This is a genomic window from Pseudomonas sp. BE134 (assembly GCF_031456105.1).
Lineage (GTDB): Bacteria > Pseudomonadota > Gammaproteobacteria > Pseudomonadales > Pseudomonadaceae > Aquipseudomonas.
Window position 1 is genome coordinate 67,664 of sequence record NZ_JAVDUA010000018.1, and the last position, 24,645, is coordinate 92,308.

At 58.1% G+C, this 24,645-nt stretch carries 23 protein-coding genes; 10 read left to right on the forward strand and 13 right to left on the reverse strand.

Features of this window, described 5'->3' with window-relative positions; all coding sequences use genetic code 11:
- Positions 1-179: 179 nt before the first annotated feature.
- Positions 180-1,556: a multicopper oxidase family protein gene (locus J2Y56_RS16365; RefSeq protein ID WP_310351389.1), complete on the forward strand. Its 1,377-nt coding sequence runs from the start codon at positions 180-182 to the stop codon at positions 1,554-1,556.
- Positions 1,556-2,053 carry a tRNA adenosine(34) deaminase TadA gene (tadA, locus tag J2Y56_RS16370; RefSeq protein ID WP_201193754.1) on the forward strand — a complete coding sequence of 166 codons (498 nt, stop codon included), beginning with the start codon at positions 1,556-1,558 and terminating at the stop codon, positions 2,051-2,053. Before J2Y56_RS16365 ends, tadA begins: the two co-directional genes overlap by 1 nt.
- A 133-nt stretch (positions 2,054-2,186) precedes the next feature.
- Here the strand turns inward: tadA and cmoB are convergent, their stop codons facing one another.
- From cmoB to lon, 6 genes are all read right to left on the reverse strand, one after another.
- Positions 2,187-3,143, reverse strand: a complete 957-nt coding sequence (gene cmoB / locus J2Y56_RS16375) for a tRNA 5-methoxyuridine(34)/uridine 5-oxyacetic acid(34) synthase CmoB (RefSeq protein ID WP_310351395.1) — start codon at positions 3,141-3,143, stop codon at positions 2,187-2,189.
- Complete coding sequence (gene cmoA / locus J2Y56_RS16380) at positions 3,140-3,919, reverse strand: carboxy-S-adenosyl-L-methionine synthase CmoA (protein ID WP_310351397.1); 780 nt, start codon at positions 3,917-3,919, stop codon at positions 3,140-3,142. Before cmoA ends, cmoB begins: the two co-directional genes overlap by 4 nt.
- A 161-nt stretch (positions 3,920-4,080) precedes the next feature.
- Positions 4,081-4,572 (reverse strand): hypothetical protein, encoded by a 492-nt coding sequence (locus J2Y56_RS16385; protein WP_310351399.1) that lies wholly within the window; start codon positions 4,570-4,572, stop codon positions 4,081-4,083.
- Between the two features lie 130 nt (positions 4,573-4,702).
- Positions 4,703-5,356 carry a lysoplasmalogenase gene (locus J2Y56_RS16390; RefSeq protein ID WP_310351402.1) on the reverse strand — a complete coding sequence of 218 codons (654 nt, stop codon included), beginning with the start codon at positions 5,354-5,356 and terminating at the stop codon, positions 4,703-4,705.
- A gap of 2 nt (positions 5,357-5,358) precedes the next feature.
- Positions 5,359-5,751, reverse strand: a complete 393-nt coding sequence (locus tag J2Y56_RS16395) for a protease inhibitor I42 family protein (RefSeq protein ID WP_310351404.1) — start codon at positions 5,749-5,751, stop codon at positions 5,359-5,361.
- Positions 5,752-5,953: 202 nt separating this feature from the next.
- Complete coding sequence (gene lon / locus J2Y56_RS16400) at positions 5,954-8,371, reverse strand: endopeptidase La (RefSeq protein ID WP_310351406.1); 2,418 nt, start codon at positions 8,369-8,371, stop codon at positions 5,954-5,956.
- A gap of 495 nt (positions 8,372-8,866) precedes the next feature.
- Between lon and J2Y56_RS16405 the strand changes: the two genes are divergently transcribed.
- Positions 8,867-9,646 carry a hypothetical protein gene (locus tag J2Y56_RS16405; protein ID WP_310351409.1) on the forward strand — a complete coding sequence of 260 codons (780 nt, stop codon included), beginning with the start codon at positions 8,867-8,869 and terminating at the stop codon, positions 9,644-9,646.
- A gap of 216 nt (positions 9,647-9,862) precedes the next feature.
- Here J2Y56_RS16405 and J2Y56_RS16410 read toward each other — a convergent pair whose 3' ends face one another.
- From J2Y56_RS16410 to map, 7 genes are all read right to left on the reverse strand, one after another.
- Positions 9,863-10,267, reverse strand: coding sequence for a SufE family protein (locus J2Y56_RS16410; RefSeq protein WP_007949317.1), 405 nt, complete (start codon positions 10,265-10,267; stop codon positions 9,863-9,865).
- Positions 10,264-11,469: an aminotransferase class V-fold PLP-dependent enzyme gene (locus J2Y56_RS16415; RefSeq protein WP_007949320.1), complete on the reverse strand. Its 1,206-nt coding sequence runs from the start codon at positions 11,467-11,469 to the stop codon at positions 10,264-10,266. Before J2Y56_RS16415 ends, J2Y56_RS16410 begins: the two co-directional genes overlap by 4 nt.
- Before the next feature lie 80 nt (positions 11,470-11,549).
- A complete protein-coding gene (gene dapD, locus J2Y56_RS16420; protein WP_007949321.1) occupies positions 11,550-12,584 on the reverse strand; it encodes a 2,3,4,5-tetrahydropyridine-2,6-dicarboxylate N-succinyltransferase in 1,035 nt (344 codons plus the stop codon).
- 33 nt (positions 12,585-12,617) lie between these two features.
- Entirely contained in the window at positions 12,618-12,980 is a 363-nt protein-coding gene (locus J2Y56_RS16425; protein WP_007949322.1) for an ArsC family reductase, read from the reverse strand.
- A 323-nt stretch (positions 12,981-13,303) separates the two neighbouring features.
- Positions 13,304-14,503, reverse strand: a complete 1,200-nt coding sequence (dapC, locus tag J2Y56_RS16430; RefSeq protein ID WP_007949323.1) for a succinyldiaminopimelate transaminase — start codon at positions 14,501-14,503, stop codon at positions 13,304-13,306.
- Between the two features lie 149 nt (positions 14,504-14,652).
- On the reverse strand, positions 14,653-17,355 hold the full coding sequence (locus J2Y56_RS16435) for a [protein-PII] uridylyltransferase (protein ID WP_310351415.1): 2,703 nt from the start codon (positions 17,353-17,355) through the stop codon (positions 14,653-14,655).
- Between the two features lie 49 nt (positions 17,356-17,404).
- Positions 17,405-18,187 (reverse strand): type I methionyl aminopeptidase, encoded by a 783-nt coding sequence (gene map / locus J2Y56_RS16440; RefSeq protein ID WP_007949326.1) that lies wholly within the window; start codon positions 18,185-18,187, stop codon positions 17,405-17,407.
- Between the two features lie 372 nt (positions 18,188-18,559).
- On the opposite strand from map, the gene rpsB reads away from it, so the two are divergent.
- The 7 genes from rpsB to ispC all read left to right on the forward strand — a co-directional run bounded on the left by rpsB (position 18,560) and on the right by ispC (position 24,624).
- Positions 18,560-19,297, forward strand: coding sequence for a 30S ribosomal protein S2 (gene rpsB / locus J2Y56_RS16445; protein WP_003189158.1), 738 nt, complete (start codon positions 18,560-18,562; stop codon positions 19,295-19,297).
- Between the two features lie 191 nt (positions 19,298-19,488).
- Positions 19,489-20,352, forward strand: coding sequence for a translation elongation factor Ts (gene tsf / locus J2Y56_RS16450; RefSeq protein WP_007949329.1), 864 nt, complete (start codon positions 19,489-19,491; stop codon positions 20,350-20,352).
- A 212-nt stretch (positions 20,353-20,564) separates the two neighbouring features.
- The gene (gene pyrH / locus J2Y56_RS16455; RefSeq protein WP_003172271.1) at positions 20,565-21,308 is read left to right on the forward strand and encodes a UMP kinase; all 744 of its coding nucleotides are present in this window, start codon (positions 20,565-20,567) and stop codon (positions 21,306-21,308) included.
- Positions 21,305-21,862 carry a ribosome recycling factor gene (frr, locus tag J2Y56_RS16460; RefSeq protein ID WP_007949335.1) on the forward strand — a complete coding sequence of 186 codons (558 nt, stop codon included), beginning with the start codon at positions 21,305-21,307 and terminating at the stop codon, positions 21,860-21,862. The genes pyrH and frr overlap by 4 nt, the downstream gene beginning before the upstream one ends.
- 13 nt (positions 21,863-21,875) lie before the next feature.
- Entirely contained in the window at positions 21,876-22,631 is a 756-nt protein-coding gene (gene uppS, locus J2Y56_RS16465) for a polyprenyl diphosphate synthase (RefSeq protein ID WP_007949336.1), read from the forward strand.
- Positions 22,631-23,437, forward strand: a complete 807-nt coding sequence (locus J2Y56_RS16470; RefSeq protein ID WP_007949337.1) for a phosphatidate cytidylyltransferase — start codon at positions 22,631-22,633, stop codon at positions 23,435-23,437. The genes uppS and J2Y56_RS16470 overlap by 1 nt, the downstream gene beginning before the upstream one ends.
- Positions 23,434-24,624, forward strand: coding sequence for a 1-deoxy-D-xylulose-5-phosphate reductoisomerase (gene ispC, locus J2Y56_RS16475; protein WP_007949338.1), 1,191 nt, complete (start codon positions 23,434-23,436; stop codon positions 24,622-24,624). The genes J2Y56_RS16470 and ispC overlap by 4 nt, the downstream gene beginning before the upstream one ends.
- Positions 24,625-24,645 lie beyond the last annotated feature (21 nt).

Sequence of the window (24,645 nt, forward strand, 5' to 3'; positions counted from 1 at the left end):
TTTCCTTGAGAACCGGGCTTGGAGGATGACCCGTTTGCTCAAGGCTTGTGCACTACATAGTTATACCCACAGGTGATGTGCGGCTACAGGTCACCCTTACTGTTTCCCAATCGCAGGTGTATCGTATTCGCCTTTTGCAGGCCCCGCGCCTGACGCTGATTCGTGAGGTAGTTGAGTTCATGTCCTTTACCCGTCGCCAAATCCTCGGTGGCCTGGCCGGTCTTGTTGTCGTTGGTGTCGGAGCAGGGGGGGCATCGCGCTACTGGCTGGGCAAAATGGCCGACGCCGCCGCTGGCCACGACTATGAGCTGATTGCCGCACCGCTGGACGTTGAGCTGGTGGCCGGGCACAAGACCGAAGCCTGGGCGTTCGGCCCGTCGGCGCCGGGGACCGAGTTGCGGGTACGTCAGGGCGAGTGGCTGCGGGTGCGTTTCATCAACCATCTTCCGGTAGCGACTACCATTCACTGGCACGGCATCCGCCTGCCGCTGGAGATGGACGGCGTACCTTACGTCTCACAATTGCCGGTACTGCCGGGTGAATACTTCGACTACAAATTCCGCGTACCCGATGCCGGCAGCTACTGGTATCACCCGCACGTGAACAGCAGTGAAGAGCTCGGTCGCGGGCTGGTGGGCCCGCTGATCGTCGAAGAGCGTGAGCCCACAGGCTTCAAGTACGAGAAAACCTTGAGCCTCAAGAACTGGCACGTCGATGAGGAGGGCGCTTTCCTGCCCTTCAGCATTCCTCGCGAAGCCGCCCGTGGTGGTACGGCCGGGCGCTTGTCGACCATCAATGGCGTCCCGCTAGCGGTGATTGATTTGCCTGCCGGACAGATCACCCGGGTTCGCCTGCTCAACCTCGATAACACGCTGACGTATCGCCTGAACATTCCCGGCGTTGAAGCGCAGATTTACGCACTGGACGGTAACCCCATCGAGCCGCGCCCGCTGGGCAAGGAGTACTGGCTAGGCCCAGGCATGCGTATTTGTCTGGCGATCAAGGCTCCGCCAGCCGGTGAAGAGTTGTCCCTGCGCAACGGTCCGGTACGCTTGGGTACGTTCCGTTCGGTGGCCAATAGCGATGCACCGACCGAATGGCCGTCCGCGCTGCCCGCCAACCCGGTGGCCGAGCCGGACCTGGCCAATGCCGAGAAACTCAACTTCAATTTCGAGTGGGTGGGTTCGGTGTCGGTGAACGTGGACAACGGCAAACCGCCGAGCCTGTGGCAAATCAACGGCAAAGCCTGGGACATCACCGACAAGACCTGCGCCGACCGGCCGATTGCCAAGCTTGAGAAGGGCAAGAGCTACATTTTCGAATTGAAGAACATGACTCAGTATCAGCACCCGATTCATTTGCATGGCATGAGCTTCAAGGTCATTGCCTCGAACCGGCACAAGGTCATTCCGTACTTCACCGACACGTATCTGTTGGGTAAGAACGAGCGTGCGCAAGTGGCGTTGGTTGCCGATAACCCGGGCATCTGGATGTTCCACTGCCATGTGATCGATCACATGGAAACCGGCCTGATGGCCGCCATCGAGGTGGCGTGATGCGTCAGATTCGTCCCGCCGCCATCATCGACCGCAGCCGTGATCGCGACTTCATGCGCGAAGCCCTGGCCCTGGCCGCTCAAGGGGCCGCGCTTGGCGAAGTGCCGGTGGGCGCGGTGCTGGTACAAGACGGGGAAATCATCGGCCGCGGCTTCAATTGCCCGATCAGCGGCAACGACCCGAGTGCGCATGCCGAGATGGTCGCGATCCGCGCTGCTGCTTTGGCCGCGAGCAACTATCGCCTGCCGGGCAGCACGCTGTACGTGACACTTGAACCGTGCAGCATGTGCGCCGGGTTGATCGTGCATTCGCGAATTGCGCGGGTGGTGTACGGCGCGCTGGAGCCCAAGGCCGGGATTGTGCAGAGTCAGGGGCAGTTCTTCACCCAGGGGTTTCTCAATCATCGGGTGTTGTTTGAAGGCGGGGTGTTGGCGGAGGAGTGCGGGGCGGCGCTCAGCGAGTTCTTCAAGGCCCGAAGAGCCAAGCCCGCAGACTGAACAGTGACCCCTGAGGGAGCGAGCCTGCTCGCGATGAGGCCTTAACATCCAGCATCAGAGTTGAATGTCAGTCCGCTATCGCGAGCAGGCTCGCTCCCACATTTGGATCTCCATTAGTGCGCAGATGGAGGGTTTATTTGCGGGCCACGATCACCGCACGCATCGGCGCAGGCAGCCCTTCAATTGTTTTGCTGTGATCGTCCGGGTCCAGGAAATCACTCAAAGACTGATACTTCATCCACTCCGTCCCGCGCTGTTCTTCGACCGTGGTCACGCTCACATCCACGCAACGCACGTCGGTAAACCCGGCACGCCGCAACCACAGCTCCAGCGCCGGTACCGATGGCAGGAACCACACGTTGCGCATCTGCGCGTAACGGTCTTCCGGCACCAGTACCTGTTGCTGATCGCCTTCGATCACGAGTGTCTCCAGCACCAGTTCACCGCCCTTGACCAGGCAATCCTTCAGCGCCAGCAAATGCTCGATTGGTGAGCGGCGATGGTAGAACACGCCCATGGAAAACACCGTATCGAAGCCTTCCAGCTCCGGCGGCAGGTCCTCGAACGGGAACGGCAGGTGCCAGGCATTGGGTTCGGACAGGTAGCGTTGCACCGCCTGGAACTGGCAGAAGAACAGCCAGTTCGGGTCAACGCCGATCACGCTGTCAGCCCCGGCACCGAGCATGCGCCACATGTAGTAACCGTTACCGCAACCGACGTCGAGGATGCGTTTGCCCTTCAGATTCAGGTGCGGGGCGACGCGCGACCATTTCCAGTCAGAACGCCATTCGGTGTCGACATGCACGCCAAACAGATCAAACGGTCCTTTGCGCCACGGCGATAAACCCATCAGCGCAGTACGCATTTGCGCACGGGTTGCGTCGTCGCAATCGGTGTCCAGCATCAGGCCATTGAGCAAGTCGACTTCACTCGGCTGAATCTTTGGCAAAGCATCCAGCGCACTCTGCCAGCGCTCCAGGTCGCCATGACCCTTTTCCATTTTCTTGTCGAGTTGCGCTTGCAGGGTATTGGCCCATTCGGCCAGCGGTGTACCGGCCAGACGGCGGGCGAGGGGGGACAGATCAATCATGGCAAGGCAATCAACGAGGCAAAGTTAAGACACTGGAACCACGGCACGACTTTCGAGAACCCGGCGGCCAGCAGGCGCTCGCGGTGTTCTTCGAGGCTGTCGGGCTTCATGACGTTTTCGATGGCGCTGCGCTTCTGGGCGATTTCCAGTTCGCTGTAGCCGTTGGAGCGTTTGAAGGCGACGTGCAGATCGGTGAGCAGCGCGTGTTCTTCGGGATCGTTGAAACGCAGCTTCTCCGACAGGATCAGCGCGCCACCCGGCAACAGCGACTGGCGGATGCGCGACAGCAATGCCGTGCGCTGCTCCGGGGCGATGAATTGCAGGGTGAAGTTCAGCGCCACCACCGAGGCCGGTTGAAACTCAAGGGCGAGGATATCGCCTTCGATCACGTCCACCGGAAGCAACTCCTGGAACATCGAGTCCTGACCATTGAGGTATTCGCGGCAGCGTTCGACCATCGCCGCCGAGTTATCCACAGCGATCACGCGGCAACCGTCGGTGCGCACGTGACGACGCAAGGCCTGCGTCACGGCACCGAGGGACGAACCGAGGTCGTAGAGCACGCTATTGGGCTGGGCGAATTGCGCGGCGAGCACGCCGAGGTTTTCGACGATGGTCGGATAACCCGGCACCGAGCGCTTGATCATGTCCGGGAACACCCGCACCACGTCCTCGTTAAAGGCGAAGTCAGGTACCTGGGCCAAAGGCTGGGCGAAAAGGCGATCGGGTTCTTTGCTCACGGCGGTTCCAGCGGCGTTGGTGGAAAAGGCCGGCATTTTAGCCAAATTGACGGGGGGATGCGCGGGTTGTCTGATAAACCGTGGGGGATTTGCGGAAGGGGGGCGGACGGGGTCTTGGGTGTAGAGAGCATTTGGAACAGACAAATGAATGACCAGGTCGAGAAGAGAGACTTGGTCATTCATTGTTTAGAGCGAGATCATCTAGGACGCGTGAAAACGTTGAGTATAGCTTTACCAGTGATCTTCAGCTCTTCGGTCCTGTGGTCTTTGCCTTTGAAGTCAAAGTTGATGAGGTAGCGCAATGCCTCGGAGTCGCTCTGGACTACTTCGACGGTAATAGAGCCGCTTTCGGGTTTGTAGGTGTAAGAAGTCGAAAAGTCGTCGTTAGCTCCAGATTCATAATATTGGAATGTGTCAAATGGAAAGTTAGAGTCTTCGGGTGAATAGGTGCCGGATTGAATGTCACTGGTAAATTCAAACATCATCCCTTTGCTGGAATCGGCAAAGCCGTTTTCATAGGAACGACCAATATAGCCAATCCGGTTGCTGTCATTGTCTTTGTAAAACTGGATGTTTTGAGTATGAAACTCCACGCGGTGTGAAACCGTGGCTTTAATATCGCAATTGACGGAGACAAAGGGGTCCATTGCAAGTGCACTCACCGAATTTTTGCTTTTGAAAAATCTCATTATTATCTTCCTTGGTTTACATTCGTGGTGGGATAACGCCACCGGGATAGTAAATAGGCTAGAAAATCTGAGCTACTGTCATATTTAACTGTTTTTTATAATGTTTCGAGATGAAATATCAGTTTTATGGTTATGAAAACTGGCTAAGTTGCAGTTTGTTTTTATGAAACGCCGACGCCGTAATCCCCCATTGCCCCAGCCAATAACTGAGGATGATCACATAGGGCGCTGCGTCGAATGGCATTACAAAACGGCTGATACCAATCACGCTGTCAGAGAACACAAACGCCACCGCACCTGCCGCTGCCAGCAGTGCCGAGCGTTTGGGGACTTCAGTGCCCAGTCGAGCCAGTGCCCGCCAGAGCATCGCGCTGATGGCCAAACCATAAACAATCACCGGGATCAGCAATGGACCGAGTCCATGGGAAATCAAAATCCCCAGCAGCACCGCGCCGACACCCAACGCAATCACCAATGGCAACACCGCCAACCGCCGGCAATCGCTCAAATAGGCTTTGAGATAAGCCAGATGTGCGACCAGAAATGCGCCCAAGCCAAACACAAACAGATCCCCCGGCCACGCCAGCAATACATCGCCGACCAGCGAGAAAATCAGGCCAAGGCTGATCCAGCGGCGATAGTCGCCGGGCGGCGCGTCATGCAGCCAACCGAGCAATGCCAACACGGGCATGGGTTTGACCAGCAGGCAGAGCAACGTTGCCTGCATGCTCACGCCATACAGAAAAGTCACCGCGCCCATCAGCGCCAGAATAAGCCAGCCCACGATCAGTTAACCGAGATCGCGCAATCGAAAGTTTCCACTGGCAATACCTCCGGGGCCCAGGGTTGTTGAGATGTCAGACGCAAGCGCCCGGTGCCGGCGGTGAACGCCTGAAAACGCCAGGTCGAAAGGCCGGCGCTGCCGACGATGCCGGCGTCCTCCGGGTTGCTATACACCTCGGGACTAAGCGCATGCAGCACACCACCGGCCGAATCCTGGATTGCCCAGCGGTAACCCGTGGATGGGTTGCTGGGCAGGGTCAGGATCAGGTTTTGCCCGTTGTTCAGTTTCACCGGGCATTGGCTTTGTTTTACCACTGTCACGTTCTGTTTCGGTTGCGAGGCGCAGGCGGCCAGCAAGGACAGGGCGAGGAGAACCAACAGGCGGATGGGGGACATAGGGTCAGCGGCTCCGGCGTTCACGACGAACGGCGAGCATAACTGAAGATGAGACAAAGTGTGACGAAGCTGCGGGAGATGATCGTTCCCACGCTCTGCGTGGGAATGCCGCCCGGGACGCTCCGCGTCCCATCACAAGCGTGACGCAGAGCGTCACAGGATGCATTCCCACGCAGAGCGTGGGAACGATCAGATTACGAGGTCAGAACAGAATCTTCGCCACATCCGCAAAACGCTTGGCGAAATGCACGGTAATCCCTTCCTTCAGATAGTCCGGCAGTTCCTCAAAGCTGCCACGGTTAGGCTCCGGCAAGATCAATTCAAAGATCTTCTGCCGCCGCGCCGCAATCACCTTCTCGCGCACCCCGCCAATCGGCAGAACATGCCCGGTCAACGTCAGTTCGCCGGTCATGGCCACACCTTTTTTCGGCGGCTGGTTGCGCGCGAGCGAGAGCAGGGCGCTGGCCATGGTCACGCCGGCGCTCGGCCCGTCTTTCGGGGTGGCGCCTTCCGGGACGTGCAGGTGGACGAAGGCCTCGTCGAAGAACTTCGGATCACCACCAAACGACTTCAGGTTGGAGCTCACGTAGCTGTAGGCGATTTCCGCCGACTCTTTCATCACGTCGCCCAATTGTCCGGTGAGTTTGAAGCCACGGTTTAGCGTGTGGATTCGGGTCGCTTCAATCGGCAAGGTCGCGCCGCCCATGCTGGTCCAGGCCAGACCGGTGATCACTCCGGTGCCGGACAGCACTTGCTCGTTGCGGAACACCGGATGACCGAGTGAGGCTTCAAGGTCTTTGGGGCCGAGTTTGATCACCGCTTTTGGTTCGTCGATCAACTTCACCACGGCTTTGCGCACCAGTTTGCCTAGTTGTTTTTCCAACTGGCGCACCCCTGCTTCACGGGCATAACCGTCGATCAACGCTTTGAGGGCGCTGTCGCTGATGCTCAGGCTGCCTTTGGACACGCCGGCCTTTTCCAGTTGCTTGGGCCAGAGGTGGCGCTTGGCGATGGCGATTTTTTCTTCGGTGATGTAACCCGACAGGCGAATCACTTCCATCCGGTCGAGCAACGGGCCGGGGATCGAGTCCAGGGTGTTGGCGGTGCACACGAACAGGACTTTCGACAGATCCAGACGCAGGTCCAGGTAGTGGTCGAGGAATTCGACGTTCTGTTCCGGGTCGAGGGTTTCCAGCAGCGCGGAGGCCGGGTCGCCCTGGTAGCTTTGGCCCATCTTGTCGATCTCGTCGAGCATGATTACCGGGTTCATCACTTCGACGTCTTTCAACGCCTGTACGAGTTTGCCCGGTTGTGCGCCAATGTACGTGCGGCGATGGCCCTTGATCTCGGCTTCGTCGCGCATGCCACCCAGGCTGAAACGGTAGAACGGCCGGCCCAGGGATTCGGCAATGGATTTGCCGACACTGGTTTTACCCACGCCCGGCGGGCCGACCAGCAACACGATGGAGCCGCTGATCTCGCCTTTATAGGCACCCACGGCGAGGAATTCGAGGATGCGGTCCTTGATGTCGTCGAGGCCGGCGTGGTGTTTGTCCAGCACCTTGCGCGCGTGCTTGAGACTGAGTTTGTCCTCGCCGTACACGCCCCACGGCACCGAAGTCGCCCAGTCGAGATAGTTGCGGGTGACCGCGTATTCCGGCGAGCCGGTTTCGAGGATCGACAGTTTGTTCATTTCCTCTTCGATGCGCTTCTGCGCCTGCGGCGAGAGGACTTTGCCGGTCAGGCGTTGCTCGAACTGCTCGATGTCGGCGCTGCGGTCGTCTTTGGTCAGGCCCAGCTCTTGCTGAATGACCTTGAGTTGTTCCTTGAGGAAGAACTCACGTTGATGCTCGCCGATCTTGCGATTTACTTCGGCGGAAATCTCTTTTTGCAGGCGCGCGACTTCGACTTCCTTGCGCAGCATCGGCAGGACTTTTTCCATGCGCTTGAGCATGGGTACACAGTCGAGCACTTCTTGCAGCTCGCTGCCGGTGGCCGAGGTCAGGGCGGCGGCGAAGTCGGTCAGCGGCGACGGATCGTTGGGACTGAAGCGGTTGAGGTAGTTTTTCAGCTCTTCGCTGTACAGCGGGTTGAGCGGCAGCAGTTCCTTGATCGCGTTGATCAGCGCCATGCCGTAGGCCTTGACCTCGTCGGTCGGCTCGGTCGGCTGGTGCGGGTATTCGACTTCCACCAGGTATGGCGGGCGGTGGTGCTTGAGCCAGGTTTTGATGCGCACCCGGGTCAGGCCCTGAGCGACGAATTGCAGTTTGCCGTTTTCACGGCTGGCGTGGTGAACCTTGACCAGCGTGCCGTACTCCGGCAATGCGCCGGTGTTGAAATGACGCGGGTCTTCCTGGGGCGAGTCCATGTAGAACAGGGCCAGGGAGTGGTGATCGGCTTTGCTGACCAGGTCCAGTGTCTCGGCCCACGGTTCTTCGTTGACGATGACCGGCAGCACTTGGGCCGGGAAGAACGGGCGGTTGTGGATCGGGATGATGTAGACCTTGTCCGGCAGGTTCTGGCCGGGCAGGGCGAGGCCTTTGCCGGTGGAGTGGTGTTCGGTGTGCTCTGCTTCGGCGTCGTCGCTCGGGTCTTCGGGGAATTCTTGCTGGTCGCTCATGGGGCACCTGCGTATTGGGTATGGGTGTTAGATGGGGCAGGTGGGGGGTGGTTTCAATGGTTCGGGATGTTTCTGGGTGTGTGTTCAGGGGTTGGACAGGTACGTGTGGGAGTATTCGGGTGTTGGTGAACATGTCTTGTTTTGATCAAAGTAATTTTTACGAATGGGCGGAAGTTGCAAGCCGCCTTTGGATCGATAGATTTATTGTGCAGCGGGGCAATGTCGACAGTCGAACGATGCAGGCATGGCAATCTAAAGCGCCCTGGTTCTGGATTAAAATATTCTGATTTAGGGGTGTTTAATGATGAACATAGCTTTTGCAAATAGAATCAATGTGTCTACTGATACGCTAAATGCGGCACTGCTAAGGAAAGTAGATAATCATAGTTTTTCCGGAAAACCTTCACAAAGCTTGTAAGTATTGCAAATCGGGATAATAAACTTTCTAGCGCTGTTGCGGAAAGCATCTTTAAAGGGCACGCGGCAGCTGACGGGGTGCAAGTTGATGCTGTGTCTGTCAAAGCGGTTAAAGTTGCATTGAGTGATGCTTTGAAACATGTGAAAAACGAGCATGCCAAAGCGCAATTCAGCACGTGGTTGGCTAGTTGTGACAGTCTGCTTTCCATTGGGCGAGATAAGGAGAAAAAAGGAGCAGAGTTTAATACTGGGCCCGATCGGCTTGCGCTGTTACGGCAACATCATGGCGAACCGATATATTTGGCAAGTGGCAGTTATGGGTGCGTACTGAAAATGGGTGACCATGTGATCAAGCAATTCAATAAGGCCGATCCAGCTGCAGTGCTGCATGAATTGAATATATGCAATGACTATATGGCAGTAGCGAAAAATCAACACAATTTGGCTTATTTGTCACAAGGGGAGTTGGTGATGCCATTTGTTGAGGGTGGCGCTCCGACTCAAGACGAAGTCAAAGCGGGCGTTAAAACGCTCTACGAACAAGGCTTCATAATGGGAGACCCTAAACCGGGTAATTTTAAAGTGACCAACGAGGGTGTAGTGCCGATCGATTTTGGGCAGGTCGTCAAAATTGAAGACCCTCACTCGATTCATAAGTCTGTCAAGTTTGCATTTGCTCATGACTATATGAGGGGGGGGTATCGTAGTGTTCCAGACGAACTCAAGGGTGAATATCTGAACATATTTAAGACGATGTCTGATTCGCTAGGCTCGGAAAGCCCGTTTCGTTTCGCAAATATCAAACAGAGAAGGGCTATGGGGTATCAACTCCCCAATAGAAATCCTGTTCCCCAATAATCGCCGAGAAAATGGCGTCCACAAAAAGGTGCCAATTGTGGGAGCGAGCCTGCTCGCGAATGCGGCATGACATTCAGTGTTGATGTCGATTGACACACCGCCATAGCGAGCAGGCTCACTCCTACATGAGGATTGGTTACAGTCAGGTATTAGCTGTGTGGCGTGGGTTTGGGTAGCAGAGGTTATCCAGCATCCGGTTCGCCGCCAGTTCGGCGATTAACCAGCCAACTCATTCATCCGCTGAAGCACGGCATTGAGGCCATTGCTGCGCGACGACGACAGTTGCCGCGAAAGCCCGAGCTGATTGAACCACTCCGGCAAATCCACCTGCCGCAACTCAGTCGCCGACAACCCGTTGACCCGCGCCAGCAGCAACGCCACCAACCCGCGAATCAAACGCGCATCGCTAGTCGCCGCAAACTGCCAATGGCCATCTTGCAGCGAGCCCACCAACCAGACCTGGCTTTCACAGCCATGCACGCGGTTGGCATCAACTTTATCCACATCACTCAACACAGGCAGGCGGTCACCCCATTGCATCAACAACCGCGCCCGCTGTTCCCAGCCAGCCGCGTTTTGAAACGTATCCAGCACCGTCACCGCGTCGACAGGCAGGCTCATCGCAACAACTCCAGCGCATGGTCCAGCGCTTCAAAGAACCGCTCCAGGTCTTCGGAATCGTTATACAGCGCCAACGACACCCGAATCGCCCCGGCCAACTCGAAGCTTTTGAGCAACGGCATGGCGCAGTGATGTCCTGCTCGAACCGCAATCCCCTGCTCGGTCAGCAAATGCGCCAGATCAGAGTTATGCACACCCTCGACGACAAAACTGGCCAGTGCCAGTTGCGGCGTGCCCAACAGCCGAATGCCATTGCGTGCTTCAAGACCTTTCACCAAATAATCATGCAGTGCTGCTTCATGCTCAGACACCGCGTCCTGATCGAGGGCCGCCAGATAATCCAGCGTCGCCCCCAAACCAATCACACTGGCAATCGCCGGCGTTCCGGCTTCAAAACCGAGCGGAGCGGGGCGAAAGCGAGCGCTTTGGTAGTCCGCATCCAGCACCATTTCGCCGCCAAATTGCCAGTGGCGCAGGTGTTTCAGCGCTTCATTGCGCCCGTACAACACACCGAGTCCATCAGGACCGTAGAGCTTGTGACTGGAAAATACATAAAAATCGCAACCCAGCGCCTGCACGTCATGCCGACCATGCACCACGCCTTGCGCGCCATCGACCACCGTCAATGCGCCGTGCGCTTGCGCCATCGTCAGCAGCGCGGGTAACGGTTGCCAGGCGCCAAGCACATTGGACAGCTGACTGATCGCGAGCAAGCGGGTTCGTGGGTTGATCAACTGCGCGGCGGCATCCAGGTCGATCAAACCGTCGGCATTCAGCGGCAGGATCACCAGTTTCAGCTCGCGCCGCTGGGCCAGTTGCTGCCATGGCAGCAGGTTGGCGTGATGCTCCAGGGCGCTGATGACAATCTCATCGCCCGGATTGAAAAGAGGTTCCAGGCCATATGCCAGGAGGTTCAGCGCAGAAGTCGCGCCGTGGGTAAAAATGATCTGCCCGCCATCGCCGGCATTCAGCCATTGGGCGACCTTGCTGCGGCTGGCCTCGAACGCCTGGGTGGCATGGGCGCCGGGCAGGTGTTGCGCTCGATGCACATTGGCTGTGCCGTTGGCGTAGTAATGCGTCAGGGCATCCAGCAGGGCTTGAGGTTTTTGCGTGGTGGCGGCGTTGTCCAGATAGGTCTGGTCTTGCCGTTGCAGAGCGGCGATGGCCGGAAAATCGGCGCGCCAGGGAGAGGGGATCATCATGTTATTCGGCCCTGGTAAACATGGGCGGGTGTACGCCAGACCCTGTGGGAGTGAGCCTCCCACAGGTAAGCATTCGACGCTTAGTTGTGAGCGTGCAGCGCTTCGTTCAGTTCGATGGCCGATTTGTGGGTTTTGCACTCCACGGCACCGGTCTCCGAATTGCGTCGGAACAACAGATCCGGTTGACCGGCCAGTTCACGCGCCTTGACGACCTTGACCAGCTTGTTGTGCTCGTCCAGCAACGCCACTTTGGTGCCAGCGGTCACGTACAGGCCCGACTCAACGGTGTTGCGGTCGCCCAACGGGATACCGATACCGGCGTTCGCGCCGATCAGGCAGCCTTCGCCGACCTTGATCACGATGTTGCCGCCGCCCGACAGGGTACCCATGGTCGAGCAACCGCCGCCCAGGTCCGAACCTTTGCCGACGAACACACCTGCCGATACACGACCTTCGATCATGCCCGGACCTTCGGTGCCGGCGTTGAAGTTAATGAAACCTTCGTGCATCACGGTGGTGCCTTCGCCCACATAAGCGCCCAGACGGATACGCGCCGCGTCAGCGATACGCACGCCGGCCGGAACCACGTAGTCGGTCATTTTCGGGAACTTGTCCACCGAGAACACTTCCAGCAACTCGCCACGCAGGCGGGCTTCCAGTTGATGTTCGGCCAGTTCGGACAGGTCGATGGCGCCCTGGCTGGTCCAGGCCACGTTCGGCAGCAACGGGAACACGCCGGCCAGGTTCAGGCCGTGCGGCTTGACCAGGCGGTGGGACAGCAGGTGCAGCTTGAGGTACGCCTCAGGCGTGGACGTCAGCTGAGCGTCTTCAGCCAGAATGGTCGCGACCAATGGCTTGTGGCTTTCGGCCAGGCGGGTCAGCAGCGCCGCCTGGGCCGCGTCAACGCCTTTCAGGGCTTCAGCCAGTTGCGACGCCTGAGCGGTGCTGAACGCGATGGCCTGATTGCCTTCGGTGTAGCCCAGAGCCGGCGCGATGGCCGCGACCAGTTCGGCCGACGGGTTGAGCAGTGGCTGTGCGTAAAACACTTCCAGCCACGCGCCTTGACGATTTTGAGTACCAACACCAAAGGCCAGACTGAACAGGGTAGTGGACATGTGAATACCTCTAACAAAATTGAACGGGCTGGCTTACTTGAGCGCTGCCGCGTAGATATCTGGCTTGAAGCCAATCAGGGTTCGGTCACCGAGATCGAGCACCGGGCGCTTGATCATCGAGGGTTGTGCGAGCATCAGTTCGATGGCTTTCGGCTGGTCGAGATCGGCTTTGCGTTCGTCGTCGAGCTTGCGAAAGGTCGTGCCTGCACGGTTCAACACCACTTGCCAGCCGTGCTCGTCGCACCATTGGGTCAGGTGTTCACGGTCTATACCGGCCGTTTTGTAATCATGAAAGTCATAGCTGACAGCGTGTTCATCGAGCCAGGTGCGCGCCTTTTTCATGGTGTCGCAGGCTTTGATGCCGAAAAGGTGCAACGTTTTGCTTGAAACGGTCAAGGAATTGCCCCCTTTGCAGGTGCTGGAAAAAAATGGTGACGGATTATGCCATGGAAGCGCAAAACCTGTGGGAGTGAGCCCGCTCGCGATTGCGCAGGATCAATCAACCTCCATGGTGGATGTTACATCGCAATCGCGAACAGGCTCGCTCCCACAGGGTTCTCGGGCAGTTCCAAGGTCCTTCATGCAGTCTAAACGCCTAATATGGCACTTCGAATCTGTCGATTACCTTAGCCCTTGCGGCAGAAGGCGCTGCGGGCACAGCGCCTGGCGTTGTATAGCCGGAATACGCATCACCCGATGAGGGGGATGTTGGCCCGTGGTTACTTGTGACGCTGAATAAAGTCGCGAATCCGCTCGGCAGCCTCGACGCATTCTGCCAGTGGCGCTACCAGTGCCATGCGCACTCGACCGGCGCCTGGATTGGCCCCGTCAACATTGCGCGACAGATACGATCCCGGTACCACCGTCACGTGTTCCTCAACAAACAGATCACGGCAGAACGCTTCATCATCGCCGTCCACATTGGGCCACAAGTAAAAACCGCCGTCCGGACGCTGCACGTCCATCACCGGGCCGAGGATTTCCAGCACGGCATCGTACTTCTCGCGGTACAGCACGCGGTTGGCGCGCACATGCACTTCGTCGTTCCACGCGGCAACGCTGGCCAGTTGGGTCTGAACCGGCATCGCGCAACCGTGGTAGGTGCGGTACAGCAGGAAGCCTTTGAGAATGTCGGCGTCTCCCGCCACGAAACCCGAACGCAGGCCTGGCAGGTTGGAACGTTTGGACAGGCTGTGGAACACCACGCAACGCTTGAAGTCTTTGCGGCCCAATTCCACGCAGGCGCTGAGCAGGCCGCCGGGCGGAGTTTGTTCGTCGAAATACAGTTCGCTGTAGCACTCGTCGGCGGCGATCACGAAGTCGTATTCGTCGGCCAGGGCGATCAGCTTCTTCAGGGTGTCGACCGGAATCAGTGCGCCGGTCGGATTGCCTGGCGAGCACAGGAACAGGATCTGGCAACGCTTCCAGATGTCCGGCGAAACCGTGTCGAAGTCCGGGTTGAAGCCGTTTTCATCCAGGCATGGCAGGTAGTGCGGCTTGGCGCCGGCGAGAAATGCCGCGCCTTCGTAGATCTGATAGAACGGGTTCGGGCTGACCACCAACGCGTCTTCGCCACGGTTGACCACGGTCTGGGTGAAGGCAAACAACGCTTCGCGAGTGCCGTTTACCGGCAGTACGTTGCGCGCCGGGTCGAGCCAGCCGTTCGGGACGCTGAAGCGGCGTTCGCACCAGGCGGCGATGGCTTCACGTAGCGCCGGGATGCCGAGGGTGGTCGGGTACACAGCCATCTGATCCAGGTTGCTGGCCAGGGCTTCGGCCACAAAGCTCGGCGAGCGGTGCTTTGGCTCACCGATGGACAGCGCGATAGGGCGTTTGTCCGGGTTTGGCGTGACGCTGCCGAGCAGGGCGCGGAGCTTCTCGAACGGGTAAGGCTGGAGCTGGGTCAGAGCGTTGTTCATGGGGGCCTCTTTTAATGTGGGAGCTGGCTTGTGTGGGAGCCGGCTTGCCCGCGATGCAGGCGCCTCGGTCTGTCAGATACACCGAGGTGCTGCTATCGCGGACAAGCCCGCTCCCACACAAGCGCTTCCCACAGGGAAAGTTGGTTAATTCAGATACTCAGGCGTGACAATTTGATATCGGGTTCGTGGCTGACGCTCAGCTGATCAACGATTGCATCCTGCAAGCGGCTGCACAGCAGCGGGTCGGACAGCTGATGGTTATTGGCGTCGGTAATGAAGAACACGTCCTCCACCCGCTCGCCCAGCGTGGCAATTTTGGCGTTTTTCAGCGACAGGTCGAACTCCAGGAAAATCGTGCCAATCCGCGCCAACAGTCCCGGACGATCTGGAGCTGTGAGTTCCAGTACGGTCACCGGACGCTGGGCGTCGTTGTGAATCGTCACCTGTGGCGCAAAGGCGAAATGCTTGAGCTGGCGTGGCACTCGACGCTGGATGATGGTCGGGTAGTTGTCCGGGTTGCGCAGGGCCTCGGTCAGCCCTTCGCGAATCTGTTTGACCCGCGCCGGGTTGTCGCCAATCGAGTCGCCGTCAGTGTCGAGCACAATGTAGGTGTCGAGGGTGAACTGGCTGCTGGAGGTGATCACTCGGGCGTCGTGAATGTTCAGGTTGAGCTGGTCCATCGCGGCCACGGTCACGGCGAAGAAATCGTGCTGGTCCGGTGCATAAATGAAGATCTGCGTGCCGCCCTCGAATTCGCGCTGAGTGGTTTCCTTGATCAGCACCAGTGGCCCGCCGTCGGCCGGGTGCTGGAGTATCGCGTCACTGTGCCAGGCCACGTCGCCGGCGGTGTGGCGCAGGAAGTAGTCGTCGCCCAATTGCGCCCACAGTTGCTCGATATCGTCCGGGTCGGTACCGCCACGGACGAGGATGTCCAGCGCCGCGCTCTGGGTCTGGCGGATTTGTTCTTCGCGATCGACCGGATTTTCCAGGCCGCGACGCAGGGCACGCTTGGTCTCGGTGTAGAGCTGGCGCAACAGGCTGGCGCGCCAGGAGTTCCACAGGGTCGGGTTCGTGGCGTTGATGTCGGCGACCGTCAGCACGTACAGATAATCGAGACGGGTTTCGTCGCTGACGGCCTGGGCGAAATCGTGGATCACCTGGGGGTCGGACAAGTCTTTGCGCTGGGCCGTAGTCGACATCACCAGATGGTTTTGCACCAGCCAGACGATCAGGCGAGTGTCCCAAACCGGCAGCTGATGGCGCTGGCAAAAGGCTTCTGCATCTACTGCGCCGATATCCGAATGGTCGCCGTGCCGACCCTTGCCGATGTCGTGATACAGACCGGCCAGGTAAATCAGCTCAGGCTTGGGCAGTTTGCCCATGAGCTTACTGGCCAATGCGAATTTTTCTGACGCCTGGGTGTACTGCAACTTACGCAGGTGTTTGATCAGGTTGAGGGTGTGAGCGTCGACCGTGTAAATGTGGAACAGGTCGTGTTGCATCTGGCCGACAATGAATCCGAACTCCGGCAAGTAGCGCCCGAGGATGCCGTAACGGTTCATCCGGCGCAGGTTGCGGTGGATGCCGATCTTGCACTTGAACAGCTCGATAAACAGGCTGGTGTTACGAATGTCGTTACGGAAGTCGTCATCGATAAGGTGACGGTTTTCACGCAACAGACGGATGGTGTCGGCGCGCACGCCTTTGATTTCCGGTTGCTGGGCCATGAGCACGAAGATTTCGAGCATGGCGAATGGCGTGCGGCGGAATACGTTGTCGTTACGTGCCTCGATATAGCCGTCATGCAACTGGAACCGCGAGTTGATCGGTTGCGGTGGCGCTTCATCGTCCGGGGCGAGGATGACTTCCTCGAAGTGCTGGATGATCAGGTCGCTGAGCTGGGCAATGCTCATGACCACCCGGTAGTACTGCTGCATGAAGTTTTCGATGGCTTGCTTGGCGTCATCGCCGACGAACCCCAGCAGCCCGGCGATCGAGCGCTGGTGATCGAACAGCAAGCGATCCTCGGCGCGACCGGCGAGCATGTGCAGCGCGTAACGGACTTTCCACAGAAACTCCTGGGAGGAGGCCAGCAGGGCGTTTTCGCTTTCGACCAGAAAACCTTCACCCGCCAGTGCGCGCAGGTTCAGGGTGCCGTATTCACGACGGGCCACCCACAGAATCGTCTGGATATCCCGCAGGCCTCCGGGCGAGCCTTTGACGTTGGGTTCCAGGTTGTATTCGGTGTCGTTGTATTTGTGGTGACGGGCCTTCTGCTCGGCGCGCTTGGCGAGGAAGAAGTCTTTGCTCGGCCACATGTGCGCGGTGCTGGTGACGTCCAGCATGCGCTGGCGCAGGCGTTCGGGGCCGCAGATGGTGCGGCTTTCCATCAGGTTGGTGACGACCGTCAGGTCGGCGCGGGCCTCAACGGCGCATTCGTCCACCGAGCGAACGCTCTGGCCGACTTCCAGGCCGATGTCCCACAGCAACGTCAGAAAACGCTCGATGGAATCGCGGAAAATTTCGTGGTCGGCGCTGTCCAGGAGGATCAGCAAATCGATGTCGGAATACGGGTGCAATTCACCGCGACCATAGCCACCAACCGCGACCAGCGCGATGTCGGCGTCTTCGCTCCAGTTAAACTGCTCCCAGGCCTTTTGCAGGATGTTATCGACGAACCAGGCGCGATCCTCGATCAGCCGGCGAATGTCGCGGCCGTTGCGAAAGCGCCCGTCGAGCACCTCGCGGGCCTGGCGGATCGCCTTCTTGAAGGCCGCGATCGGGCTTGCCTTCAGGGCCAGTTCAGCCTGGAACTGGCCGCGGTCGAAGAGTTCTGGATCCACCTGCGGCATCGATTGGCTTTCCTGTCTATCTATAAGGCTGAGAGCTGCGCGGCTCGGATCAGGCCGAAACGCGGGCGATGGTGTCATCGCTGCGCAAGGTGAAGATCTCGTAACCGGTTTCGGTGACCAGCAGGGTGTGCTCCCACTGGGCCGACAGCTTGCGGTCCTTGGTGATCGCGGTCCAGCCATCGCCCAATACCTTGGTGTCGGCCTTGCCCTGGTTGATCATCGGCTCGATGGTGAAGGTCATGCCCGCTTTCAGTTCCATGCCCGTGCCGGCGCGGCCGTAATGCAGGATCTGCGGCTCTTCATGGAAAACCTTGCCGATGCCGTGACCGCAGAACTCGCGAACCACCGAGAAACCGTTCTTTTCCGCGTGTTTCTGGATGATTTCGCCGATGTCGCCGAGGCGGCAGCCGGGTTTGACGATTTCAATCGCCTTGTACATGCATTCCTGGGTCACTTGCGACAGGCGCTCGGCCCAGACCGGTACGGAGCCGACGTGGAACATGCGGCTGGTGTCGCCGTGGTAACCGTCCTTGATGACGGTGACGTCGATGTTCAGGGTGTCGCCATCCTTCAGCGGCTTCTCGTTCGGAATGCCGTGGCAGACCACGTGGTTGATCGAGGTACAGATCGACTTCGGGTAACCCTTGTAGTTGAGCGGGGCAGGGATGGCTTGCTGCTCGTTGACGATATAGTCGTGGCAGATGCGATCCAGCTCTTCGGTGGTGATGCCCGGTTTGACATGTTCGGCAATCATTTCCAGCACATCGGCAGCCAGTTTGCCGGCGATGCGCATTTTTGCGATGTCCTCTGGGGTTTTGAGGGTGACGGTCATACAGGCTCTCTCTGCGCTCGATGGCGCTTGTTGAAACGAAATGGGCGGTGTGCGATCTATCTACGCGGCCCTGAAAAACCTGATTCTATCAGACGATCAGCGCAAATCTGAGCCTCTGTGCGTCGCATCGCCCTATAGATTGGCGCATTCTTGAACGATTCCAAGGGACTAATTAAGACACGTGCCAGGTTTTGAGAATCCGGGTTCCGTTTTTTGCAGTCTTGTGGTATAAAATGCGCCGCTTTCCGGGGATACCCCGAAAGGCTTAAATCCACACACGTGTCGACACGATGACCTGGGTGCCTTCAGCTGATGCTGCTGGTTGGTCATTGGGATACGTGGAGGCCAAACCCGACTTATTAAGGAACTATCATGTCCCAAGTCAACATGCGCGATATGCTGAAGGCCGGTGTGCACTTCGGTCACCAAACCCGTTACTGGAACCCGAAAATGGGTAAATACATTTTCGGCGCGCGTAACAAGATCCACATCATCAACCTTGAAAAAACCCTGCCAATGTTCAACGAAGCTCTGACTTTCGTAGAGCGTCTGGCCCAGGGCAAAAACAAGATTCTGTTCGTCGGCACCAAGCGTTCCGCTGGCAAGATCGTTGCTGAAGAAGCAGCACGTTGCGGTTCGCCGTACGTCGATCACCGCTGGTTGGGTGGCATGCTGACCAACTTCAAAACCATCCGTGCTTCCATCAAGCGTCTGCGTGACCTTGAAGTGCAAGCCGAAGACGGTACGTTCGCCAAGCTGACCAAGAAAGAAGCGCTGATGCGCTCCCGTGACCTGGAAAAGCTGGATCGTTCCCTGGGTGGTATCAAGGACATGGGCGGTCTGCCAGACGCTCTGTTCGTTATCGACGTTGATCACGAGCGCATCGCGATCACCGAAGCCAACAAGCTGGGCATCCCGGTTATCGGCGTAGTCGATACCAACAGCAGCCCGGAAGGCGTTGACTACATCATCCCAGGCAACGATGACGCAATCCGCGCTATCCAGTTGTACATGGGTTCGATGGCTGACGCTGTAATCCGCGGTCGCAACCACGTTGCTGGCGGCACCGAGCAGTTCGTTGAAGAAGCTCCGGTAGCAGCGGCTGAGTAACTGACGCCTTGGCGTTGACTCAGTAAGCAAAAAGGGGGCTTGGCCCCCTTTTTGCCACCTCGAAAACCGTTTGTCGGCCCCGCACTTGCAGAGCTGTAACGTGCAGCGGCTTACAACGGTGGTTCGGGAAGAATTGATCGCCCGTTCGATCGGGTGGAATGGTTGAAAACCTATCCAAGAGGATTTTGAAAATGGCAGCAATTACTGCAGCGTTGGTTAAAGAACTGCGTGAGCGTACCGGCGAAGGCATGATGGATTGCAAGAAGGCCCTGGAAAAGGCTGACGGCGACATCGAAAAAGCCATTGATGATATGCGTGCTTCCGGCGCAATCAAGGCTGCCAAGAAAGCAGGCAACGTGGCTGCTGAAGGCGCTATCGCTCTGAAAGAAGACGGCAAATCTGCTGTTCTGCTGGAAGTAAACTCGCAGACTGACTTCCTGGCCCTGCAGGACGACTTCAAGGCATTTGTTGCTGCTAGCGTTGAAAAAGCGTTCGCCGACAAACTGACTGACGTCGCTCCGCTGATCGCCGCTCAAGAAGCTGATCGCCTGGTATTGGTTGGCAAGGTTGGCGAAAACGTCAACATCCGTCGCCTCGTACGCGTTGAAGGTGATGTTGTTGGTGGTTACCTGCACGGCAACAAGATCGGTGTTGCAGTTGTCCTGAAAGGCGGCAACGTTGAACTGGCCAAAGACATCGCTATGCACGTAGCGGCCAGCAACCCAGAGTTCCTGCTGCCTTCGGAAGTTTCTGCCGAAGCGATCGAGCGTGAAAAAGCTGTGTTCCTGCAGCTGAACGAAGAAAAAATCAAAGGCAAGCCAGAAAACATTGTTGAAAATATGGTCAAAGGCCGTATCAGCAAGTTCCTGGCTGAAGCGAGCCTGGTTGAGCAGGCGTTCGTTAAGAACCCTGAAATCAAGGTTGGCGAACTGGCCAAGAAAGCCGGTGCTGAAATCGTTTCCTTCACCTACTTCAAAGTAGGCGAAGGCATCGAGAAGCCAGTAGACAACTTCGCTGAAGAAGTTGCCGCTCAGCTGGCCGCTGCCAAGTCGTAAGACGGTTTTTTAAACTGTCGCCCTGAAGAGGCTGCCCGCTTACGCGCGCAGCCTCTTTTCAGATGGGCCGCCAGATTTTTATTGGTTTCCCTTTGGAACTGGCTTACAAAGCCATGTTCCGATGGCGCTGAAGCAGCGCCAAGCTAGAGTGAGCGCAGCTGCAAACAGCTCGCAAAGAATTTTTTTAAAATACGCCGCAGGAGAGATTCGCAATGGCTCAGCAGGGCAGTGGTTATCAGGCTCGCTATAAACGCATTCTACTCAAGCTTAGCGGCGAGGCCCTGATGGGCTCGGAAGAGTTCGGGATCGATCCGAAGGTTCTGGATCGCATGGCGCTGGAAGTCGGCCAACTGGTCGGTATCGGTGTTCAGGTCGGTCTGGTGATCGGTGGTGGTAACCTGTTCCGCGGTGCAGCGCTGAGCGCGGCCGGCATGGATCGGGTGACTGGCGATCACATGGGCATGCTGGCCACTGTGATGAACGCCCTGGCCATGCGCGATGCGCTGGAGCGTGCCAATATCTCGGCCATCGTGATGTCGGCGATTTCCATGGTGGGTGTGACCGATCACTATGATCGTCGCAAAGCCATGCGCCACCTGAACGCCAAGGAAGTGGTGATTTTCGCGGCCGGTACCGGTAATCCGTTCTTCACCACGGATTCGGCAGCCTGCTTGCGCGCAATCGAAATCGATGCCGATGTCGTGCTCAAGGCGACCAAGGTCGATGGCGTCTACACCGCTGACCCGTTCAAAGACCCGCATGCCGAGAAGTTCGATCATCTGACTTACGATGAAGTGCTGGATCGCAAGCTGGGTGTGATGGATCTGACAGCCATTTGTCTGTGCCGCGACCACAAGATGCCGTTGCGCGTCTTTAACATGAACAAGCCCGGCGCCCTGCTGAATATCGTGCATGGTGGCGCTGAAGGGACCCTGATCGAGGAAGGCCAACAATGATCAATGAAATCAAGAAAGACGCTCAAGAGCGTATGCAGAAATCCCTGGACTCTCTGAATCATGCATTTGGTCAGATTCGTACCGGCAAGGCCCACCCAAGCATTCTGGGTAGCGTGATGGTGCCGTACTACGGCACAGACACCTCCATTACCCAAGTGGCGAACATCACGGTAAAAGACTCCCGGACCCTGCAAGTCGTCGCGTTTGAGCGCAACATGCTCGCGGCTGTCGACAAGGCGATCCAGAGTGCTGGCCTGAACCTCAACCCGACCAACCTGGGTGAGTTGCTGCTGATCTCCATGCCGGCCCTGACTGAAGAAACCCGCAAGGGCTTCACCAAGCAGGCACGTAGCGCCGCTGAAGATGCTCGTGTTGCCGTGCGCAACATTCGTCGCGATGCCCTGGGTGACCTTAAGAAACTGGTCAAAGACAAGGAAATCAGCGAAGACGAAGAGCGTCGTGCTGCTGCTGATATCCAGAAGCTGACCGACAAGGCTGAGGCTGACATCGATGCGGCCACCAAGCAGAAAGAAGCCGACCTGATGGCCGTATAAGGGTCGCGTTTTCATGGATAAGACCAAGCAGACTGTGCCGTCCGCGGTGCCGCGCCATGTCGCGATCATCATGGATGGTAATAATCGCTGGGCGAAGAAGCGCTTTATGCCGGGTGTCGCCGGGCATAAAGCGGGCGTGGATGCGGTTCGTGCCGTCATCGAGGTGTGTGCCGAGGCCAAGGTCGAGGTGTTGACCCTGTTTGCCTTCTCCAGTGAGAACTGGCAACGCCCGGCGGATGAAGTCAGTGCCTTGATGGATTTGTTCTTCAAGGCGTTGCGTCGCGAGGCCAAGCGCCTCAATGACAACAACATCAGTCTGCGCATCATCGGTGATCGTTCGCGCTTTCATCCCGAGCTTCAGGCTGCCATGCGTGAAGCTGAGGCGATGACTGCCGGTGCCAACCGCTTTGTCTTGCAGATCGCCGCCAATTACGGCGGTCAGTGGGACATCGCGCAGGCCGCTCAGCGTCTGGCGCGGGAGGTTCAGGCCGGGCATCTGCGTCCGGAAGACATCACGCCTGAATTGCTGCAAACCTGTCTGGCCACCGGCGATCTGCCGTTGCCGGACTTGTGCATCCGTACCGGTGGCGAGCACCGCATCAGCAACTTCCTGCTGTGGCAGCTGGCTTACGCCGAGTTGTACTTCTCCGACCTGTTCTGGCCGGACTTCAAACACGACGCCATGCGAAGCGCACTGGCCGATTTCGCTTCTCGCCAGCGCCGCTTCGGTAAAACGAGCGAGCAGGTCGAGAATGGAGCCCGGGTTTAATGCTTAAACAACGAATCATCACCGCGCTGATCCTGCTGCCGATCGCTTTGTGCGGGTTTTTCCTGCTTAAAGGTTCCAGCTTTGCGCTGTTCATCGGGTTTGTAGTGACGCTTGGTGCTTGGGAATGGGCGCGGCTGGCCGGCTTCACTGCTCAGCCTGTTCGCGTTGCCTATGCCGTTGTGGTCGCACTGATTCTGTTCATCATGTATATCCTGCCAGGGCTCGCGCCTTGGGTATTGGGCGCTTCGGTGCTCTGGTGGGGCGTGGCGACGTATCTGGTGCTGACGTACCCGCGCTCCAGCGAGCACTGGGCCAGCGCCGCCAGTAAGCTGGTGATCGGTCTGCTGATTCTGTTGCCGGCCTGGCAAGGCTTGGTCCAGATCAAGCAGGAGCCCTTGGGTAACTGGCTGATCATGGCGGTGATGGTGCTGGTCTGGGGGGCTGATATCGGCGCGTACTTTTCCGGGCGGGCCTTTGGCAAGCGCAAGCTGGCGCCGCAGGTCAGCCCTGGCAAAAGCTGGGAAGGCGTGTACGGCGGTTTGCTGCTGAGTCTGGTGATCACCGCGATCGTCGGCCTGGTGCGCGACTGGAGTTTCGCCCAGATGCTGATGGGGTTGATCGGTGCGGCCGTGATCGTCTTCATCTCGGTGGTAGGTGACCTCACAGAGAGCATGTTCAAGCGTCAATCGGGCATCAAGGACAGCAGTAATCTGCTGCCGGGTCATGGCGGTGTCCTGGATCGAATCGACAGCCTGACGGCTGCAATTCCGGTGTTCGCCGTGCTGTTGTGGATGGCTGCACCGTGAGCCGCCCACAGCAGATTACTGTCTTGGGGGCCACCGGTTCGATTGGTCTGAGCACCCTGGACGTGATTGCTCGTCACCCGGCGCGTTACCAGGTTTTCGCCTTGAGCGGGTTTACTCGACTGAGTGAGTTGTTGGCCTTGTGCGTGCGTCATACGCCGCGGTTTGCTGTTGTACCGCAAGCAAGCACGGCTCGAACCCTGCAGGACGATTTGCGCGCAGCTGGCCTGTCGACTCGTGTGCTGGTAGGGGAGGAGGGGTTGTGTCAGGTTGCTTCCGATCCTGAGGTCGATGCGGTCATGGCGGCCATCGTTGGCGCGGCGGGATTGCGTCCGACCCTGGCGGCGGTCGAGGCAGGCAAGAAAATTCTGCTGGCTAACAAAGAAGCGCTGGTGATGTCCGGGGCGCTGTTCATGCAGGCTGTGCGCAAAAGCGGTTCGGTCCTGCTGCCGATCGACAGTGAGCACAACGCGATTTTCCAGTGCATGCCACAGGATTTCGCTCGTGGGCTTGGTGCGGTCGGCGTGCGTCGGATTCTTCTGACCGCCTCTGGTGGCCCGTTCCGACAGACACCAATGGCCGAACTGGCGCATGTTACGCCTGACCAGGCGTGTGCTCATCCGAACTGGTCTATGGGGCGCAAAATTTCGGTCGATTCGGCCAGCATGATGAACAAGGGGCTCGAGTTGATCGAGGCCTGCTGGCTGTTCGACGCCAAACCGTCCCAGGTTGAAGTCGTGATTCACCCTCAGAGCGTGATTCATTCTCTGGTCGACTACATCGATGGTTCGGTGCTGGCCCAATTGGGCAATCCGGATATGCGCACGCCGATCGCAAACGCCCTGGCCTGGCCGGAGCGTATTGACTCGGGGGTGGCGCCGCTGGATCTGTTTGCCATTGCGCGTCTGGATTTCCAGGCCCCCGATGAAGAGCGTTTTCCTTGCCTGCGCCTTGCGCGTCAGGCTGCCGAGGCTGGCAATAGCGCACCGGCGATGCTCAATGCCGCGAATGAAGTGGCTGTTGCGGCGTTTCTCGACGGGCGGGTTCGCTACCCGGAAATCGCGAGTATCATCGAGGAAGTGTTGAGCCTCGAACCTGTCGTAGTGGTGGAGGATCTCGAGGCGGTGTTCACGGCTGACGCGAAGGCGCGAGTCCTGGCCGGACAATGGCTGAGTCGTCACGGGCGATAAGTGCTGCGATACGTTGGCCCA

What these genes read in the sequence shown, in the direction of transcription:
- dapD (WP_007949321.1), bottom strand. Translation starts at nt 12,584, where the DNA reads ATGTCCACTACCCTGTTCAGTCTGGCCTTTGGTGTTGGTACTCAAAAT.
- J2Y56_RS16470 (WP_007949337.1), top strand. Translation starts at nt 22,631, where the DNA reads ATGCTTAAACAACGAATCATCACCGCGCTGATCCTGCTGCCGATCGCT.
- uppS (WP_007949336.1), top strand. Translation starts at nt 21,876, where the DNA reads ATGGATAAGACCAAGCAGACTGTGCCGTCCGCGGTGCCGCGCCATGTC.
- tadA (WP_201193754.1), top strand. Translation starts at nt 1,556, where the DNA reads ATGCGTCAGATTCGTCCCGCCGCCATCATCGACCGCAGCCGTGATCGC.
- J2Y56_RS16415 (WP_007949320.1), bottom strand. Translation starts at nt 11,469, where the DNA reads ATGATGATCCCCTCTCCCTGGCGCGCCGATTTTCCGGCCATCGCCGCT.
- cmoA (WP_310351397.1), bottom strand. Translation starts at nt 3,919, where the DNA reads ATGCCGGCCTTTTCCACCAACGCCGCTGGAACCGCCGTGAGCAAAGAA.
- J2Y56_RS16385 (WP_310351399.1), bottom strand. Translation starts at nt 4,572, where the DNA reads ATGAGATTTTTCAAAAGCAAAAATTCGGTGAGTGCACTTGCAATGGAC.
- map (WP_007949326.1), bottom strand. Translation starts at nt 18,187, where the DNA reads ATGACCGTCACCCTCAAAACCCCAGAGGACATCGCAAAAATGCGCATC.
- pyrH (WP_003172271.1), top strand. Translation starts at nt 20,565, where the DNA reads ATGGCTCAGCAGGGCAGTGGTTATCAGGCTCGCTATAAACGCATTCTA.
- frr (WP_007949335.1), top strand. Translation starts at nt 21,305, where the DNA reads ATGATCAATGAAATCAAGAAAGACGCTCAAGAGCGTATGCAGAAATCC.
- rpsB (WP_003189158.1), top strand. Translation starts at nt 18,560, where the DNA reads ATGTCCCAAGTCAACATGCGCGATATGCTGAAGGCCGGTGTGCACTTC.
- dapC (WP_007949323.1), bottom strand. Translation starts at nt 14,503, where the DNA reads ATGAACAACGCTCTGACCCAGCTCCAGCCTTACCCGTTCGAGAAGCTC.
- J2Y56_RS16435 (WP_310351415.1), bottom strand. Translation starts at nt 17,355, where the DNA reads ATGCCGCAGGTGGATCCAGAACTCTTCGACCGCGGCCAGTTCCAGGCT.
- lon (WP_310351406.1), bottom strand. Translation starts at nt 8,371, where the DNA reads ATGAGCGACCAGCAAGAATTCCCCGAAGACCCGAGCGACGACGCCGAA.
- J2Y56_RS16410 (WP_007949317.1), bottom strand. Translation starts at nt 10,267, where the DNA reads ATGAGCCTGCCTGTCGACGCGGTGACGGTGCTGGATACGTTTCAAAAC.
- cmoB (WP_310351395.1), bottom strand. Translation starts at nt 3,143, where the DNA reads ATGATTGATCTGTCCCCCCTCGCCCGCCGTCTGGCCGGTACACCGCTG.
- J2Y56_RS16395 (WP_310351404.1), bottom strand. Translation starts at nt 5,751, where the DNA reads ATGTCCCCCATCCGCCTGTTGGTTCTCCTCGCCCTGTCCTTGCTGGCC.
- tsf (WP_007949329.1), top strand. Translation starts at nt 19,489, where the DNA reads ATGGCAGCAATTACTGCAGCGTTGGTTAAAGAACTGCGTGAGCGTACC.
- J2Y56_RS16365 (WP_310351389.1), top strand. Translation starts at nt 180, where the DNA reads ATGTCCTTTACCCGTCGCCAAATCCTCGGTGGCCTGGCCGGTCTTGTT.